The following is a 16,914-nucleotide window of genomic DNA, read 5'->3' on the forward strand; positions in this document are numbered from 1 at the left end:
TAATGAACACGCGCAGAAATTTTTTAAAATATGCTTCCCTGGGAGCAACAACAGCTTTAACTGCAACGATCTGGGATAGCATCAGTCAGCCAGCCGCTAGCCAAGGAACGATTAAAGTCAAACTGGGAGCAGTAACTGGTATTAACTCCATCGATGTTTGGATTCCTGAAGATTTAGGTTTTTTCGATGCTGCTGGCTTAAATGCAGAGGTGATTCAGTTTCAAAGTGGAGCAAAAATGCGAGACGCGCTGATTGCGGGGGAAATTGATTTCGCTGCTCAAGCACCTTTGCATGTTTATTTCTCTCGGCTGAAGGGAGTTCCTCTTAACGTCGTAGCCAATCGCCGCAATCTTGTTGATACTTCTTTAGTCGTGCGCTCCGATTTGCGTTCTAAAATTAAGGCAGTCTCTGACCTTAAGGGAAAACGGTTTTCAGCCGGTGAGATTGGTACTTGGAGTTGGGCGGTATCGGTTAAATATTTGCGTCAAAACGGTTTAACAGAAAAGGATGTAGAGTACGTTCAAAGTACAACCACTTCTACTTATACCCTACTCAAAAGCGGTCAAGTGGATGCAGCTATTGCTGGCGCTCCCGACCTGCACAGACTACTTAAGGAAGGAACGGTTTTTCAACTGCTGAATGCTCTCGATCCCAGCGTGCATAAGAAATATTTTGGTGCTGCTGAAGCAATGACTCGTGCTTGGCTGAGCCACGAACGCATTACTTCCCAAAAGCCTGATGCAGTTAAGAGATTGATTGGAGCAGTAAACCGTACTTTCTCATATATGCATCAAAACTCACCCGAACAAATTATTAAAGTGGTTGGAAAACGTTTTGACAATAGCAACTTAGATGCTATTCTTACCGGGCTTCGTACCGAACTCAAGCGCTCCGTTCCTAAGAATGCCTCTATCAGTCAGACAGCATATCTTGCAGATCAAAAAGTATTTTTAGATACGGGAATTATTAAAAAATTAGTTCCGTATTCTCAAGGAGTATTTGATACTTACTCGGGTCGTCGTGCTTGAGGAGAATAGTGTAAATATGTCAACCCCTATCATCGATACCCAACGTCTCTCCATTTCTTATTGGAGCCAGAATAAGCGGATTGAAGCATTGCAAGATATTAGCTTGACTATCAATGCTGGTGAATTTGTGACACTCATTGGACCTAGTGGCTGCGGAAAAAGCACGTTACTGAATGCGATCGCGGGGTTAATTGGTCCCGGTACGCATATAGAAGGGACTTTCAATACCAGTCATATCAAACAAATTGGTTACTTATTTCAAAAGCAAACCTTACTACCCTGGCGCACGGTACTGGATAATGTCACGGCTCCTCTAGAAATCCGTGGTGTACCTCGGACTGAAGGACGAAAAAAAGCCCTGACATTGCTAGCAAAATATGGATTAAACGGTTTTGAGCACAGTTTTCCCAGAGAACTATCGGGCGGGATGCAGCAACGGGTGTTGCTAATCCGAACGCTCATATATGAACCTGATGTAGTGTTACTTGACGAACCTCTCAGCAGTCTTGATGCTCAAACGCGTGCTCTGTTACAAGATGAATTCCTCCGATTGTGGCGGGATACGGGACGTACTTTTGTTCTGGTCACTCACGATCTTGATGAAGCGATCGCGCTTTCGCAACGAGTGTTTTTGTTAAGCGCCCGCCCTGGCAGAATTGTGAAGGAATTTCAGATTGATTTGCCCGTGGAACGTTCTGCGATCGCAATTCGTACCGATCCAAAATTTCAACAAATCCAGCGCGAGATGTGGTCAGAATTAACCACACAGGTATTAGAACAGCAAGATCGAGGATTCGCACTCTTTAAAACATAAATGAAAATAACATGAGAACGATCCGCAATAGAACCATTAGTACCAGACAATCCCCTCTTTCCTCTACTCATCAAAAGACAAACCTTCCGGGTTCTAGTCGAAAAAGAATCACTTGGACGCAACGTATACAGCAACTTGCTTTACAGCTAACGCCTCTAGTTGCGATCGTGTTTGTTTGGGAAATCGGAGCCGGAGCATTTGGCATACCCAAGTTTATTGAACCAGCACTAGTCGGCAAGCCAAGCTCTATTCTCCAAGAAGTGAGACAATTATTTTCTAACGGTACTATCTTTAAACATATCTTTGTCACCTTTCAAGAAGCAATGAGCGGGCTCGCTCTGGCAATGACTGGTGGTATTAGTCTGGGAATTGTATTAGCTTACTCTCCGCAAGGAGCGCGGATAACTCTTCCATATGTCCAAGTATTTAATTCTCTACCTCGTATTGCCTTAGCTCCCTTTTTCATTATTTGGTTTGGTATTGGATTGCTCTCCAAAGTCTTGCTTGCAGCTTTAGCCGCTTTTTTCCCCATCTTTTTTACAACGTATCAAGGGCTTCAAAGCATCGATCGCGAGTTAGTTGCTGCTTTCCAAGTCATGGGTGCCAATCGATGGCAGATGTTGCACATGGTGATACTGCCTTCAGTTCTCAGTTGGGTTATTGCAGGAATTCGCACGAGTTTGGGGATGGCTTTAGTAGGGGCGCTTGTAGCTGAGTACATCGGTTCAACTCAGGGGTTAGGCTATCTGTTAATGGCAGCACAGGGAACTTTAAATGTTGATAAAGCTTGGGCAATACTGGTAGTCTTGGCATTCATTAGCGTTTTACTGGATTGGGGCGTTCGCGCTTTAGAATCCCATATCTTACGCTGGCGATCTAACCCTAGGTAACTAACTGCTTTTATGAGAGAATTGGGTATACCAATATAAAACATTCTCTCACATTTCATAAATTATTAACTTAGGAAAAATATGCAATTAACGGCATCTTCCGTACCTCAAGGATTTAGTACATTTGTAACTAACTTGGGCATAAGAGATACTAGTGAGGATTTTTTATTTATTAAATCGGATGTTGAAAGTGTTGCTGATGGAGTCTTTACTCAAAGTCTTTTTGCTGGTCCAAGCGTGACAATTAGCCGCGAACACTTAAAAGATTCAAAAGCACAAGGAATTATTGTTATCTCCAAAAATGCCAACGTTGCTAATGGTGTTGTTGGCAAAACGGATGCAGAAGAAGTCATCAAACTTGTGTCTGCGGAAACCGAAGTTCCAGCAAATAATATTTTGATAGCTTCTACAGGTGTTATTGGGAGACGATACCCAATGGAAAAAATTCGAGCAGGATTATCAGGGATAGGAAACAAATTAACTCCTGCTGATTTTCATTTAGCTTCTCGCGCTATTATGACCACCGATAAGACACCTAAGTTGGTAACACGGCAAGTTGGGCATGCAAAGCTAGTCGGAATTGCCAAAGGTGTTGGCATGATTGAGCCCAATATGGCAACGCTGCTTGCTTTCTTTTTTACAGATGCAGCTATTTCTCCAGATGTACTGCGTTCTATTTTTCGACCCACTATAGATAAAACTTTTAATTGTCTGAGTGTAGATACTGATACTTCTACTAGCGATACTGCTATCATTCTTGCCAATGGTTTGGCTGGAGAAGTGAGGGAACATGAATTTTCCCATGCATTATATGAACTGGCTCGTGAGTTAACCTTAATGGTGGCGCAAGATGCAGAAGGCGGTACTAAAGTTATTGAAGTGACGGTAGATTCAGCGATCGATTACGCACAAGCTAAACGAGTTGCCAAAGCAATTGTAAACTCGCCTTTAGTCAAAACTGCGGTGTATGGAGCCGATCCCAATTGGGGAAGAGTGGCTATGGCTATGGGGAAATGTGAAAGCGATCGCGAAATAAATCAGGAAAAAGTTGTGATTAGCTTTGATGATATTCAAGTTTATCCTAATAGTTCAAATGAGGAAAATCTCGAACAGTTGCGACAAATTATGGCAAAGGATAAAGTGAATATCCATGTCAGCCTTAATATTGGTGAAGCGTCTGCAACTGTTTGGGGGTGTGACCTATCAGAAGGTTATGTAGACACTAATTCTAAATATTCAACTTAGATAATTTTGCTCCGAATCCTATATTACTTAAAAACAATAGAATACAATACTGCAAGGGCTCTCGAACTTTTGTACGTTGGACAACCCCAACAGATACCTGTAAATGTTGGGTTTCGTTCCTCAAACGCCACATCGCTCAAGGGGGGGAACCCTCCGAAGTTTGCTATTGGGGAGTCAGTCCGGTCTTGGGGAGACAGTGCGTTGCGGAGGTTTCCTCCGTTGGAGCACCTGTCGTCTTTGCCCAAGTGAAGCATCTGACGTGGAAACCCCCAAGCCCTTACGGGTTCGCCAGTCCCCTCGTGCCGTAAACCTGCTTTCAGGGCTGGACTCACCGCAACTTCTCTCCCCACGCGAGTGGCTCCCCAACCTACGTGTTTTCGCATTGTTAGGCTTAATCGACAAGTATTGCAATTACAATCACCTCCTTGTCTTCCTTGTTTGGATCTCAAATAGGATTGTTATATATCTCACTTGAAAATTAATTATTGATTGCTATCTAAATCCTCTGCTAATCTAATCTCGTGTTGAACTGGTAAACCAGTAAGAAAAGCCCGGTTTTCACTAATATGAGGTACTTTCAGTTGACCATCTGGAATTCCTTTTTGTAGTTGACGCTGGCGGAGGGTAGCAAAACTACCTGGAGCTAAAATTCGGAGTCGGGGAGGTGGTACTTGATCCCGGCGGTTGACTTCGTAGGAAATATGAATTTCTTTTAGCTTGCTGTCAAAGCTGGCTAGGAAGGCTTGGGGGTTGTGGAGTGTATGACTGGAGGTAAGTTCAATGTTTACTAAATAGTAAGGTGGAAAATCATTTTCGCACAAGGTGATACAAAAATCTTCTAAAGCTACGCTGAAATCTCTTTGCAAAGCTTGCATCACTTGCGTCACGTGAAATTCGGTTGTCTTCTCGTTTATTGCAGAAAGCAGTCCACCTTGACGGTAGCGGAAGACAATCAGGGGTGTTTGTTCGTAAAATCCAAGAACTTCCACAATGTCACCAATATCGTAACGGTAAAAACCACTGTAATTGGTTACTAGAATGCGATATCGCTCTCCAGTTTTTACCTCATTAGCTAGCAAGGTTTTAGGATGCTCTGCTTCCCACTGGTCTTCTGGTATAAATTCAAAAAAGCCAGTCTCAATTGCTAAGATACTGCTGTCATCATTAGTATCGTGGTAAATACCAAAAATAGCTTCTGAAGTAGAATAACCCGCGCCAAATTGTGGTGTATCTCCAAAATAGGTGGGAAATCTTTCAAAATAAAAGTTTGATGTTCCTCCACGTGCAGCAATAATAAATGATAAATTGGGCCAAGCAAGTTTGGGGACTATTCGTCCAGAGGATTTCCAGATTGCTCTTAATTGTGCGGCTCGCTTGGGATTTGCTAACCATCCCTTCTCTAACTTTACTCGCAGTTCTGGGTCAATTTTTAACCAACTTGCGATCGCTCCAGTCTCTATATCTCGGATTAACTCTTCCGCATAGCGTTCTAAATAGCTGCAATTCCGCAATATAAGCATGGGAAAGCTTTCCGCCATCCCCCGCATGGACTCGTCTCGCAAGGCGAATAGCAAACAAACATAATGACGGGCTAAGCTATCAGCTACCTCTAAGGTCTCATAAGGGTTAGCAAATAGCTGCTTGCAAATCAACTTACTCATGCGAAGGTTTACTTCACCCGCTGTCCCATACTCAATACCGCCTGCGGTACGTCCTTGCAGCTGTACTGACTTGGTTACCATTAATTTGCCAAACTTTAGCCCTCTTGCTGACAGCGCCTCACTTAAAAAGCCAATGCTAATCCAATAAGCCCTTTCCAAGGATTTCTTAGTTTCCCGAGTGACGGGAACGAGTTTCTTTTTTCCAGTCGAACCACTGCTTTGAATCAGGTGAGCAACGGGTTCGGCTGTGAGAATGTTTGCTTCACCTTTTGCTATACGCGTAGTATACGGTTCATAACTGCTATAAGGTAGAATGGGAACCTGCTCTCGAAAGCGATCGATAGTTTTGATGTCTCTGAGCCCGTATTCCCGACCTAGTACAGTATCTTGATGTGCTAGCAGCAGGTTGCGTAAAAAATTCTCCTGCACTGCACCGATCTGACGAGTTTTTCTTACAAAATTGGCTTTTGATTGTCTGGCTGCGGTACTTAAAAGTGAAAAAAAGAAATTTGCCATTGAGGTTTTGTAAAAGTCATGTTAATTACAGAGCTTTTTGTGAAAGAATTACTTTGTCTCACTCTATCCACAGGTGCTGATTTTACCTTACAAAGCTTTGTTATGCTGAAACTAGTACATGAAGGCAGAAGTACGGAGACAGAAGGTAGAAGGAGTAAAAGCTTTTGTGCCAGCTTTTGGTCTGTTACTAATGGTTGCCCGATTTACGCGATCGTTGTACTAGTTTTATGAGTCGATTTCTCTAAAACTAATTGTACATCGCATACAACCCCCGTATAGTATGCTATGGAATGTCTCTGTATTCTGTTCTGGGGATACTCTGTGGCAACAGAAACCAAAAAGTTGAAGCTAACGGGAGCTATTTTGGTCTTTTATATGTCTATTTCTGCATCCTAGTATGTTAACTAGTACCTAAGTAACTCAGACATAGATGACTAACATTTCCTTTTCCAAACAGGCTCCCACACTATTAGTACTATTAGCCGCAGGCTGTCTCACTAGCATGACGGGTGGTATTGTAGCACCTGTTTTTCCAGAAATTGTAGAACAACTGCGGATCGATCCGGGATGGGCTGGAACTTTAGTCAGCGTACATACTTTGATGACAGCCCTCTCCAGTCCAGTGCTGGGTATTTTGGCAGACCGGATCGGAAAACTGAGAGTCTTGATTTTCTCTCTGGTTTGCTACGGGTTGTTTGGTACCGCAGGAGGTCTAATGCAAAGCTTTGACTCTTTGCTTTGGACGCGAGCTCTGTTGGGTGTAAGTAATGGTGGCATTGCGGCTGCAAGTATCGGTCTGCTAGGAGGAATGTATGAAGGAGAATCGCGATCGCGGGTTATGGGTTACGCTACTAGTGCGCTCGCAACTGCTAGCATCATCTTTCCTCTTTTAGGCGGATGGGTAGGCTCTGTCCACTGGCGGTTTGCTTTCTGTCTTTACGTCTTGGCACTACCTGTAGCGCTAGCAGCTAGTTTAATTTTACGAAAAAGAAAATTTCAACAGGCAAAGACTCTTGACTTAACTAACACCCAAAATCTCACTACAAGTCTGTTAAAGCCCAGTGTCCTCATGCTCTTTCTAGGACTGGGACTTGCTTCAGCTATGTTCTATGTCGTGATTGTTTATGCTCCTCTTTATTTCAAAGTTGCCATTGGAGCTAATACAGTCCTCAATGGTGCGATTCTCGCTTCTAGAGCTATCGGTGCAGCGATCGTATCCGCAGTCGGTGCTAGTTTGCTAGCCAAGAAATTGGGAGTTACCCGAGCTATTGGAGTGGGGTTTGGGTTGATGGCGCTGACATTAATCGCAATTCCCCATCTAGAACACGTTCAATTAGCTTTGTTCACTGCACTTTTATTTGGAATGGGATTTGGCATCGTTATGCCCAATCTTTACAGCATCTTATCTGATTTATCCCCAGTAAATCAGCGTTCTGGTATATTGGCGATCGGTACTGGCGTTTCTTCATTAGGACAATTTCTATCCCCCGTTTTTTTAGGACCAGTATGGAAAAGCAGTGGTGCAGTCGTGTTTTACGTAGCAGGTGTTGTAGGGCTAGTCATTACTTTTCTCAGTTTCTTAAGCAAAAAAAACATGAACAGCGATCGCTCATAGGTCATATAAAGTAAATTTTAAATCGCCAAATGTATTGTGTAAGGTGGGCAATGCCAACCAAATCGCTCCTCTTGGTTGGTATTGCTGAATCCAACATTGAACCCTTATTGTTAGGTTTGGTTCTTCTACCCAACAAACCTCTATCCAACATTGAACCCTTATTGTTGGGTTTCGTTCCTCAACCCAACCTACTAACTACCGTTTCAAACTGTTTTTCCCAAGTATTGTGATTGGATTTTGCTTCTCTAACTAAAGGTGATAGAGACAATATTTGATTCACAAGCCAATTGACAGCAGAGAGGGGAAACCGTAGCGGTCTGGCAATGTCTAGAAATAATACCACCCGGTATCCTTCTGTATCGTTCCACACTTCATGGGGAAATGTATCATCAAATAACAAGCTTTTTCCCTCTTCCCAGTAAGCTATTCGATCGCTAATACGAATTCGACAGGCAGATTTTGGTTCTGGTACTATCAATCCCAAATGATATCGAATTAACCCTTTATGCTTGCCTCTGTGTTCGGGAATATGCTTCCCTGGAGCTAGAATCGAAAAAAATGCTGATTTCAAACCGGGAATTTGCTGCAATAGTTTCCACGTTTCGGGACACCGTTCGCAATTCTTTTTTGCTGTGAAGCCAAAGGCATAAAAATAATACGTCTTCCAGCGATCGTCGGGGCTTATGCGTTGTTGGCGAGGCATAATGTCTTGAAAGTTTGGCAACGCATGGGTGTGTTGGAGAACTTGCTCTAATTCCTTGCGAATTACTAACCAATTTGTTTCTAGCTTATTAGCCCAAGGAAATTGCTCTTTATCAAAAAAAATGGAATCTCCAACTAAAGAATATGCAGACACTAAACTCTCTAGTCTTTTGACAATGGGAGATTTAACAACTTCGCTTACAAAATCTTTCATGAGCTTGCTTCTTTAACCAGTCGCTGTTAAGATATCCAATTTAACCAACCACTCCAATTTTGCACAATTGCTGCAAATTCTGCATAACCCGCAGCTTTAGGATGAGCACCATCATTAGCTTTTGCCTCTTCTATCCAGATGTGTGATTTTTCTAAAATAGGAAAAATATCTAAATATGGTACATCTAATTCTTGACAAACCAAAGCAAATTGCTTAGATAAATTTGCGACTCTCTGATTTCTCCCATTTTGTTCTTCATCACCGATAGGTGGAGGTCCAATCATTAAAACAGGGTATAATTCTTTCGCTTCACTTAAGATAGTACGGGTATTTTCTATAGATTGTGCCACCTCAACACGCAGTTTACCGTTTTCAATTCCCGTATCATTAACGCCGAAAGAAAAGACAACTCTACCGTTGTATTCTCTCGGTAAACGATATGAAACTTCTCTTAACCACCGTTCTCTTAGTTCTGTACTGGTTTCGCGCCTCACCCCTAAATTATAGTAGGTAATATCGTGACCTTTTTTACTAGCATTAACACATATCCTACCAGCCCAGCCAAGATGTTCGGGATCGCCAGTACCGTTAACAAATGATTCACCAAGAAAACAGATTCTGAATTCTAGTAATTTTTTTGACATGGAAAGCTTGATTTTAGATCTGACTAAAAACAGTGGTAAAGATGTATGAAATTTTTAACTTTGTGAAAGTTTAGCTTGAAAATCAGGGGTTCGGGAACAGGGGTGAGAAGTTTGGGTAGAGAGATTTTTATACAAAAATAAGAACTTGGTTACAAATGTTTGAGTGCAATCGCTTTTTTCTTTGGCTAGATGAAAAAATAGTTATAGCAGTCTAGTTGAGAAACTAGTTATGACTCGGAATGAGAATCTTCCTCAAATAAAAGTCAATTCGTGTTCCTTACAATGCATTACGAGATACTGGGGCAAAGTGGAAGTCATTGAAAAAGGTAAGAACTATCGGATCAATCGAATAGAAATCAAGCCCAAACACAGTATCAAACAACAAATTCACTATCACCGATGCGAACATTGGGTTGTTGTTTCAGGTATTGCCAAGGTTACCTGTGGTCATGAAGAAATCTTATTGAACAGGAATGAATCTACTTTTGTTCCCTCTGCAACGTTGCATCGAGTAGAAAATCCAGGGTTTATTCCACTCATTATCTTGGAGATTCAAAATGGGGAGTATTTAGGTGAGGATGATACGGAACGAGCTTTAGACTTAACAAAAGTTTAATTTGCTACTCGTAGTCTGTCACCTTTATTAATCAGGAGCTGCAAGATCCCCCACTTCTTCAAGAATACAGTTGGTTAATCGGGGGTCCCTCAATCAGTACTTTTTCGTTCCCTCCTAAGCATATGAATGCAGTTGGCGAGGCGATCGCTGTCTCGCGGAATTCGATTGAAACCGGAGGCGGAGCCTAATACAGGTTGGTGTAAATAAAGCAACCATTAGTCATAAACAAAAAGCTGACAATCAAAACTTTCGAGCCTTGCGCCACGCCAGCTGCTGTAGCCTGTGGAACCATGCACGGCGATCGCTTATGGGAAGAAACCTCCATGAGCGATTGCCTCGCCACCACAATGGCTTCTCTGACAAGCGGACTTCTGCCTTTATGTACTCGGGTATTGACTTTGTGCATTTTTTGAGGGAAAAAGTTCGTGCAGTTTTTTTGAGCAACTCCACGAGCCATAAGGGGTTTCTAAATCAAAAAATATCCAATTTTCTTTTGTGGTGCGGGCATCCATGCCCGTCCTACAAGATTTGGATCGGGGATTTCCAAGAAATCAATGACCCTGCTGATAGGGCGTAACTTAGCAGTCAATCTATTATATTTTTTTAATTTTCTTAAGAAACCATTCCAATTAAATTAGGTAATTGTCGTCATTTAAATGACCGGGAAATCAGGATTATATGCAGAAGCAAGGTGTTTCACTCGCAGAGGCAGCAAGGCGTTTGGGTGTGAGTCAGAGTACTTTGTATGTGGCTGTGCAAAAAAGACAGCTTTCTTCTTTTACAAGAAATAGGAGAACTCTAATTTCTACGGGAGCTTTAAGAGATTATCAAGTCAGGCAACGTTCTATCACTGATTACAGACTTTAGTGCTAGAAGGGTTGAAATAGTAAGTCAGGCGGGTTTTTTGCCACTTTTTCAAATCATCCTATTTTTCAAATTCCCATGTAGCAACCTTTCTAAGCTTTTTTCGTCGAACTCACATTAAATTGCAGGTGAAAATTGTTTGACTGTGAGAGGTTTTTGACCACGCTCCTATAGTGGAATGATTTCCCTTCATTGGAAATCGGGGATTGGGATTATGCAATGGGATTTTTTCCCTTCATTGGTATGAAATTATTCCATTGTATTTTAAGTTTTTTATAATGAGCTTTGAAGGTGATAAAACGTGCTCCCACCTCTTTATAAGTTACACGAAGTTGTTTTGATTGCGCCTTCAGTTCCTTTGACCTAGCAAGCATCTTATGAAGAGCATCATAGTTTAAAGAATTTACTCTTGTACTTAATTTGTCTGTTTGGCTCAACTCATCTGGGTTAACTTTTAAACCATAGATAGCAGTCAGTAGCTCAGCTAGAGAAGCCCTGGCGGATTTTTTGCTTGTTAAAAGTGTAGACGCCAGTTTCTTAGCATCTTCAAATTTTAAGTGTGCATACAACTGTGTACTAAATGCAGTCATTAACTCACGGTTTGTCTCCACCAATTCTGACGATACCTCTTGTAGCTGCTGCTCAACATTAAGTAGAAGTAATTGTAGACTATCCACCAATTCATGCAAAAACTCTACTTCTTCACGCAAAGACTCTATCTCCTTGGAATCATCAGAGTTTTCATAGATAATTGATGAATCTTTATTATAATTAATTTGACATTCACTGAGTTTTAAATTATCAGTTAATTGTTCAATATCGAACTCTTCTTGAAAACTACTTAGAAATTTATCTATTTTTTGCAATTGCTGTTCAATTATTTCGATGAGTTCTTGACTCTGTTGTTCGGGCTTAAAAGTCACCAGTTTTCTCCAGTTTTGACAAGTTACTTTAGCATTAAACGTAACATTTCTCCTTTTTTCTGTCTGTACGCTACCAATCTAATCCTCCTCTCCCACATCAAACTCAGAAAAATATTTGAAAATAATAATTATTTTTAAATAGGTTGCTTGCTCTTTGAGCAAGGCATTCCCAGACCGATCCATTGGCTCGAGGTGGGGGTCCGATCGCGCGATCGCCAACGACATCCTTTCCGTATTCGGCTGAACGTCAACATTAACACTAAACTTTGCAACGAGTACGTAAGATACAAATTAGGGAGCGATCGCGTGGTTACAGTTTTTGATACGCAAGCTTCTGCTTACGCAAGCTCCTTACACAATAGTGATTGTTGTCTGGTAGAGAGACTTAACTATTATGGCTCAGGCTGAAAACACTGCTCAATTAACCGTAAATCCGTCTTCCTCCCATGCTGGTATGAGATACTGGGGTAGAGTTGAGGTCATAGAAGAAGGAGAATATTACCGAATTAGCCGTGTAGAAATTAAACCCAAGCACAGTATCAAACCACAAATTCATTACCATCGCAGCGAACATTGGGTTGTTGTTTCAGGTATTGCAAAGGTTACTTGTAATAACCAAGAAATATTACTCAATTGTAATGAGTCCACTTTTGTACCTCCTGCAACGCTTCACAAGGTGGAAAACCCTGGATCTATTCCACTGATTATTCTAGAAATTCAAAACGGAGAGTATTTGGGTGAAGATGATACCGAACGCCCTATGGATTTAACTTTAGTTCAACCTTTAACAGAAAGTTAATTTTTCTAATTGTGTGTAGAGACGCGCTGAATGAAAGCGTCTCTACAAAGAAACTAACTGGATATTACAAAGAAAGGCAGCCTTGCTGGAGGCAGCTATGCTGAAGGGATTCTGTCTCCTGTCCTCTGAAATAAAAATGCGCGTTGTGGGAGTAGCGCCCACTAAAAAAAAGATGTTTTTCCAAGATGCGTAGCACGAGGAAAAACGGCGTCCTTGTTTCAATCCCCTGTCTTGAGGCAGGGGTCCTTCTGCCCTCTGCCCTCGTACTTCTGCCTTCTGAATTACGTAGATGAAATGGGGAGGCTGCAATTTATTGCGCGATCGCGCCCTTGCTTTTTAGCTTGATAAAGTGCTCTATCGGCTATTGTGACTAACTCCTCAGGTAGAGTATCTGGTGTTGGTATCAAACAACTAACTCCCAAACTTAATGTTACATAACCTTCATTCGGGGATTGAGGCGATGGTAATTTAAGTTGTTGTATTTCTGCACGCACAAGTTCCGCTACTTGCATTGCTCCTGCTAAAGTGGTGTTGGGAAGAAGAATTGCAAATTCATCTCCACCATAACGAGCAACTAAGTCAGCAGGACGTTTTATACAACGACCGATCGTGCTGGCAACGGTTTGCAAACAGTTGTCTCCGGCTAGATGACCAAGTGCATCGTTATAGCCTTTAAAATTATCAATATCACAGAGAATTAACGATAAAGGTAACTGTTCTCTTTGAAGCCTTCGCCATTCTTGTTCTAGAGCTTGGTCTAATTTGCGACGATTGGCTACATGAGTTAATCCATCTAAATGAGCAAGGCGTTCTAATTCTTTATTTGCTTGTTGTAGTTGTTGATAGAGCAGTGATTGCTGAATTGCGATCGCCAATTGGTCAGTGACAACTCCAATAAGTTGTAAGTCTGATTCCGTCCAAGGAGATGATTGATGTCTGACAATACAAAGGCTTCCCCAAATCCGCTCGTTTAAATAAATAGGAATGGGTAAGCAAATTTTGGAATAGTGTTGGATCAAATTTAAACTATCACTTGCTTGATTCAATTTATCCAAACAAAAGGTTTGTAACTGTTCGAGTTGTGCGGCTAAAAAATTTTCTATAGGAAAAAACTCTTGTCTTTGTGCAGTTAGGGAAAATGTTGGAGGTAAATATTGTTCTACGAGTTCCCAAGTTTCTTGGTTGGGCGAATACTGCATGATCCCAACCCAATGAGCTTCGACTAAAGTACCGATAGCTGCCACAGTTGTAGAAAAGATAGCAGGTAAATCTAAAGAATTACGGATTGCTTGAATCATTCGATTTAGAGTTTGCTCGCGCTGGTATTGAGATCGCAATGCTGCTTCTGTTTGTTGGCGCTGTAAAATCTCTCTTTCTAACTGCTGTTTTTGAGAAAGAATCATAATTTGATTGTTAACTCGTGCCAAAATTTCTTGAACTTGAAATGGTTTGGTCACATAATCTGCTGCTCCAACCTGAAATGCTTTAGCTTTATCTAAGCCTTCACTTAAGCCGCTGAGAAAAATAATTGGAATATCTCTAGTTTGTGGATCTATTTTCAACTTTTGACAAACTTCATATCCACTCATATCTGGCATAAGAATATCCAGCAAAATCAAGTCTGGCGGTGAGATTAAGGCTACTTCAAGCGCTGCTTGACCGCTTGTTACAGGTCTAATTTTATAACCATTTTTTCCCAGGATTTTAAATAGTAATCCTAAATTAGACGGTGTATCATCTACTACCAAAATTTCTGCTCTTAAAGTATTTTTCTTTGTATAACTCATTGGCTAAGATGACAAAACTATAAAAACAATTTATTCATATTTCTACTTTTGCTTTATAAAAGTTAAAACAACCATCGTATTTATGACGAAAAAATTCTCAAGCAATTAAATCTACATTATTGTGTTTAAAATCCGGAATTTTGTACTTGTAGTCATGTTGTTTCTTTTTTCAGCACAAATACTGAAGAAAAAAATAAAGACAGATTGACCATATTCCGGATAGTTATGGAACTTTGTATAGGTAAAGTTAAAAATTGATTAACTTAAGAAAGTATAAAAGATAAAGGATGAAGAATGGAAATTTTCAGGTTTCCCTGAATTTACTGACAAAAAAATCAAGAGATATCCTTGATTTTTTAACTACTCAATTGAAAGTAACTTCATCTTTTCAATAACAAAATATACGAAAATTTTAAGTATTATTCCACCCTTAGCTTGTATGCAAACTATCTCAATATGGTTCAGATAAGGCTCAATCCCCCCTAGCCCCCTTAAAAAGGGGGGAATTGGAATCCACTTTCCCTGTTATCCGGGTGTTTCATATTTTTTCTAGAGATCTGTACACCACCGTAGCCTTTTTAAGGTAGGCTCTTTAAGGATGAGATATTGTTAACTGAACCGTATTGCAAACTATCTCTACTTTAAATGAAAATTGCATCATCAATGAGGCGCTCTCCAGTCGGATCGAATGGACGGTTAATTAACTTTCCACCGCTCGCGATTAACTTGGATCTCTCAAATTAGGGCTTGAGATTTAATGACTCGTTGTATGTGCGTAAACTTTTGGTCAAGCAATCTACAGCAGATTGCAACAAGTGTAAGGTACAGATTGTTGTAGGGGCGCAAGACCGCCGCACCCCTACCGATGGACTTCATTTACCTGAAAAATGCTGTTTAAATTTTGACTTCTGAAACCAATGTAGGTTGCGACTTATTCGGTAAGACATTTCGCAGAATGTCAATAAGTGACTGGCTGCGTGGTTCTTGAACAAAAAGCAAAGGTAGTAGAGCAATTAATCGCAAAACAGCTGAAAGAGCAAACAGTCCGGGTAAACCCCCAATAATATTTAGCCCAGCTATAAAGCCACCAACAGTTGAACCCAAACCTCCACTGACACCAGCAACGGCTGCAGCAATGGCAAAATACTGAGAAGGACGATCTAAAGGAGCGACTGACATTTGAATATTGCTGCTGCACAACTCAATTGCTGCTATGGAACCACCAGTTAGCAAATGGATTGTTGGTAACAATATCCATACAGAAACTGAATCAGCACCAGCAAACAACCAAAATATTGGTGTCACTGCCATCAAAATACCAACTAATAGTAGAAGCGGACGATTCCCCATTCTGTCAGCTAGCTTCCCCCACAGTACCAACAAGATTAAGTTTGCGCCAGCTGCTAAACTGGTGTAAAGCGTAACCGTACTTAAATCCAAAGCTAAATCTCTCATCATATAAAGATTAAAGAACGGTGTGCTCAGGTTGACTGCAAACGTCCACAAACCCAAGTACAATAATAATTTGATAAAGTTGATATCTTTAAAGATACTTGCCTTTTTAGGTTGGTTTTTCTGTTGCTCGGGCAAAGTTCTAGTATGAGTGACTTGTGGATTGACATCTTGCATCCAAAACTGACACACTAAACTTGCTATTCCAACGACGACTCCACACAACAACATCACACCAAAACCTTGAATTGTGCCACCAGGCCAATTGGATATGCCAAATCCAAGCAGTGGTACGCACAAGAGGTTTGTTAGGCTTGCCGTACTATTGCGAAAACCAAAATATCTGCCCCTTAATTGTTGGGGAACTAAAGCAGCCATCCAGCTAAACCAGGCTGAAGAACCTAAAGCTCCTAAAACGTTAGCGATAAAAATTATACTTAATGTCCAGGTAACCAACTGATGTTGATGGTTGTTGGAAGAACCCACCCACGCGATCCCTAACAATAGAGTCAGCCATAACAGTCTGGATGGACCAAAAATGGCTAGCACATACCAATGACGGCTCTTGGTACGGTCTGCAATAAATGCTCCTAATGGTTGTAAAAAGTTGACGAGCATGGGAATTGAAGACAGCAAACCAATTTCCACTGGTGTTGCCCCTAATTCAAGTAGAAAGTTTACCAGCAAAACACCACTAGTAATGTTAGTAAAAATACTGGCTAAGATGCCATCTATGGTGGATGCCTTCAGGCTGGTTCTTATGGCTTGTTTAGAAATTTTTGCGCTCGCATCGGTTTTGGGTGCTCGTACCGAGCCAGGAAGAGGTTCCAGTGCTTCTAAAGTAGGAGAAGATAAATTGTTCACTATAAATTAAGTTATTAAGCTACGAAATTAGATGGGTAAGGACAGACCATATGAGTGCTAGAGCTTCTCAACTGAACACTAGCGTGACCGCTACAGCTAATGTAACGATCGCAAGTAGGATACGTTTCTCAATCTACCGAAACATAAAGCAAAAATAAAATTGCACCTAAGGATGAAATACTGTTTCCGATGGTTGAAGTTTGTTAAGCTTTTTTATGCAAATGAGATTCTAATGCGCCATTGAGAACCAAAATGGAATTTTGAAACGAAGACGCAAATA

At 41.1% G+C, this 16,914-nt stretch carries 17 protein-coding genes; 9 read left to right on the forward strand and 8 right to left on the reverse strand.

Annotated elements, in window-relative coordinates; all coding sequences use genetic code 11:
- Window positions 1–2 precede the first annotated feature (2 nt).
- From HC643_RS20835 to argJ, 4 genes are all read left to right on the forward strand, one after another.
- On the forward strand, window positions 3–1,028 hold the full coding sequence (locus HC643_RS20835; RefSeq protein WP_038092842.1) for an ABC transporter substrate-binding protein: 1,026 nt from the start codon (window positions 3–5) through the stop codon (window positions 1,026–1,028).
- A 16-nt stretch (window positions 1,029–1,044) separates the two neighbouring features.
- On the forward strand, window positions 1,045–1,842 hold the full coding sequence (locus tag HC643_RS20840; protein ID WP_038092839.1) for an ABC transporter ATP-binding protein: 798 nt from the start codon (window positions 1,045–1,047) through the stop codon (window positions 1,840–1,842).
- A gap of 11 nt (window positions 1,843–1,853) precedes the next feature.
- Entirely contained in the window at window positions 1,854–2,732 is an 879-nt protein-coding gene (locus tag HC643_RS20845) for an ABC transporter permease (RefSeq protein WP_050045344.1), read from the forward strand.
- 81 nt (window positions 2,733–2,813) lie between these two features.
- Window positions 2,814–3,977, forward strand: a complete 1,164-nt coding sequence (argJ, locus tag HC643_RS20850; RefSeq protein WP_050045343.1) for a bifunctional glutamate N-acetyltransferase/amino-acid acetyltransferase ArgJ — start codon at window positions 2,814–2,816, stop codon at window positions 3,975–3,977.
- A 23-nt stretch (window positions 3,978–4,000) separates the two neighbouring features.
- Here the strand turns inward: argJ and HC643_RS20855 are convergent, their stop codons facing one another.
- Complete coding sequence (locus HC643_RS20855) at window positions 4,001–4,360, reverse strand: hypothetical protein (protein ID WP_038119357.1); 360 nt, start codon at window positions 4,358–4,360, stop codon at window positions 4,001–4,003.
- A gap of 99 nt (window positions 4,361–4,459) precedes the next feature.
- The gene (locus HC643_RS20860; protein ID WP_050045342.1) at window positions 4,460–6,154 is read right to left on the reverse strand and encodes a GH3 auxin-responsive promoter family protein; all 1,695 of its coding nucleotides are present in this window, start codon (window positions 6,152–6,154) and stop codon (window positions 4,460–4,462) included.
- Between the two features lie 18 nt (window positions 6,155–6,172).
- Here HC643_RS20860 and HC643_RS20865 point away from each other — a divergent pair, with 18 nt between their 5' ends.
- On the forward strand, window positions 6,173–6,385 hold the full coding sequence (locus HC643_RS20865; protein WP_050045341.1) for a hypothetical protein: 213 nt from the start codon (window positions 6,173–6,175) through the stop codon (window positions 6,383–6,385).
- Between the two features lie 199 nt (window positions 6,386–6,584).
- Window positions 6,585–7,769: an MFS transporter gene (locus HC643_RS20870; protein WP_038078174.1), complete on the forward strand. Its 1,185-nt coding sequence runs from the start codon at window positions 6,585–6,587 to the stop codon at window positions 7,767–7,769.
- A 178-nt stretch (window positions 7,770–7,947) separates the two neighbouring features.
- On the opposite strand, the gene HC643_RS20875 is transcribed toward HC643_RS20870, so the two are convergent.
- Complete coding sequence (locus HC643_RS20875) at window positions 7,948–8,685, reverse strand: aspartyl/asparaginyl beta-hydroxylase domain-containing protein (protein ID WP_038078170.1); 738 nt, start codon at window positions 8,683–8,685, stop codon at window positions 7,948–7,950.
- A gap of 26 nt (window positions 8,686–8,711) precedes the next feature.
- Window positions 8,712–9,329, reverse strand: a complete 618-nt coding sequence (locus HC643_RS20880) for a GDSL-type esterase/lipase family protein (protein WP_038078169.1) — start codon at window positions 9,327–9,329, stop codon at window positions 8,712–8,714.
- Between the two features lie 229 nt (window positions 9,330–9,558).
- Between HC643_RS20880 and HC643_RS20885 the strand changes: the two genes are divergently transcribed.
- Window positions 9,559–9,945, forward strand: a complete 387-nt coding sequence (locus HC643_RS20885) for a cupin domain-containing protein (protein WP_050045340.1) — start codon at window positions 9,559–9,561, stop codon at window positions 9,943–9,945.
- A 184-nt stretch (window positions 9,946–10,129) separates the two neighbouring features.
- Here the strand turns inward: HC643_RS20885 and HC643_RS20890 are convergent, their stop codons facing one another.
- Complete coding sequence (locus HC643_RS20890; RefSeq protein ID WP_038078166.1) at window positions 10,130–10,402, reverse strand: hypothetical protein; 273 nt, start codon at window positions 10,400–10,402, stop codon at window positions 10,130–10,132.
- A gap of 221 nt (window positions 10,403–10,623) precedes the next feature.
- Here HC643_RS20890 and HC643_RS20895 point away from each other — a divergent pair, with 221 nt between their 5' ends.
- Window positions 10,624–10,812 (forward strand): helix-turn-helix domain-containing protein, encoded by a 189-nt coding sequence (locus HC643_RS20895; RefSeq protein ID WP_050045339.1) that lies wholly within the window; start codon window positions 10,624–10,626, stop codon window positions 10,810–10,812.
- Between the two features lie 209 nt (window positions 10,813–11,021).
- Here HC643_RS20895 and HC643_RS20900 read toward each other — a convergent pair whose 3' ends face one another.
- Window positions 11,022–11,732 (reverse strand): hypothetical protein, encoded by a 711-nt coding sequence (locus tag HC643_RS20900; protein WP_038078165.1) that lies wholly within the window; start codon window positions 11,730–11,732, stop codon window positions 11,022–11,024.
- A gap of 394 nt (window positions 11,733–12,126) precedes the next feature.
- On the opposite strand from HC643_RS20900, the gene HC643_RS20905 reads away from it, so the two are divergent.
- Complete coding sequence (locus HC643_RS20905) at window positions 12,127–12,531, forward strand: phosphomannose isomerase type II C-terminal cupin domain (protein WP_050045338.1); 405 nt, start codon at window positions 12,127–12,129, stop codon at window positions 12,529–12,531.
- A gap of 281 nt (window positions 12,532–12,812) precedes the next feature.
- On the opposite strand, the gene HC643_RS20910 is transcribed toward HC643_RS20905, so the two are convergent.
- Complete coding sequence (locus HC643_RS20910; protein ID WP_038078163.1) at window positions 12,813–14,318, reverse strand: GGDEF domain-containing response regulator; 1,506 nt, start codon at window positions 14,316–14,318, stop codon at window positions 12,813–12,815.
- An 894-nt stretch (window positions 14,319–15,212) separates the two neighbouring features.
- Window positions 15,213–16,634, reverse strand: a complete 1,422-nt coding sequence (locus HC643_RS20915; protein ID WP_038078160.1) for an MFS transporter — start codon at window positions 16,632–16,634, stop codon at window positions 15,213–15,215.
- Between the last annotated feature and the right edge of the window lie 280 nt (window positions 16,635–16,914).

It is taken from the genome of Tolypothrix bouteillei VB521301 (assembly GCF_000760695.4).
Classification (GTDB): domain Bacteria; phylum Cyanobacteriota; class Cyanobacteriia; order Cyanobacteriales; family Nostocaceae; genus Scytonema; species Scytonema bouteillei_A.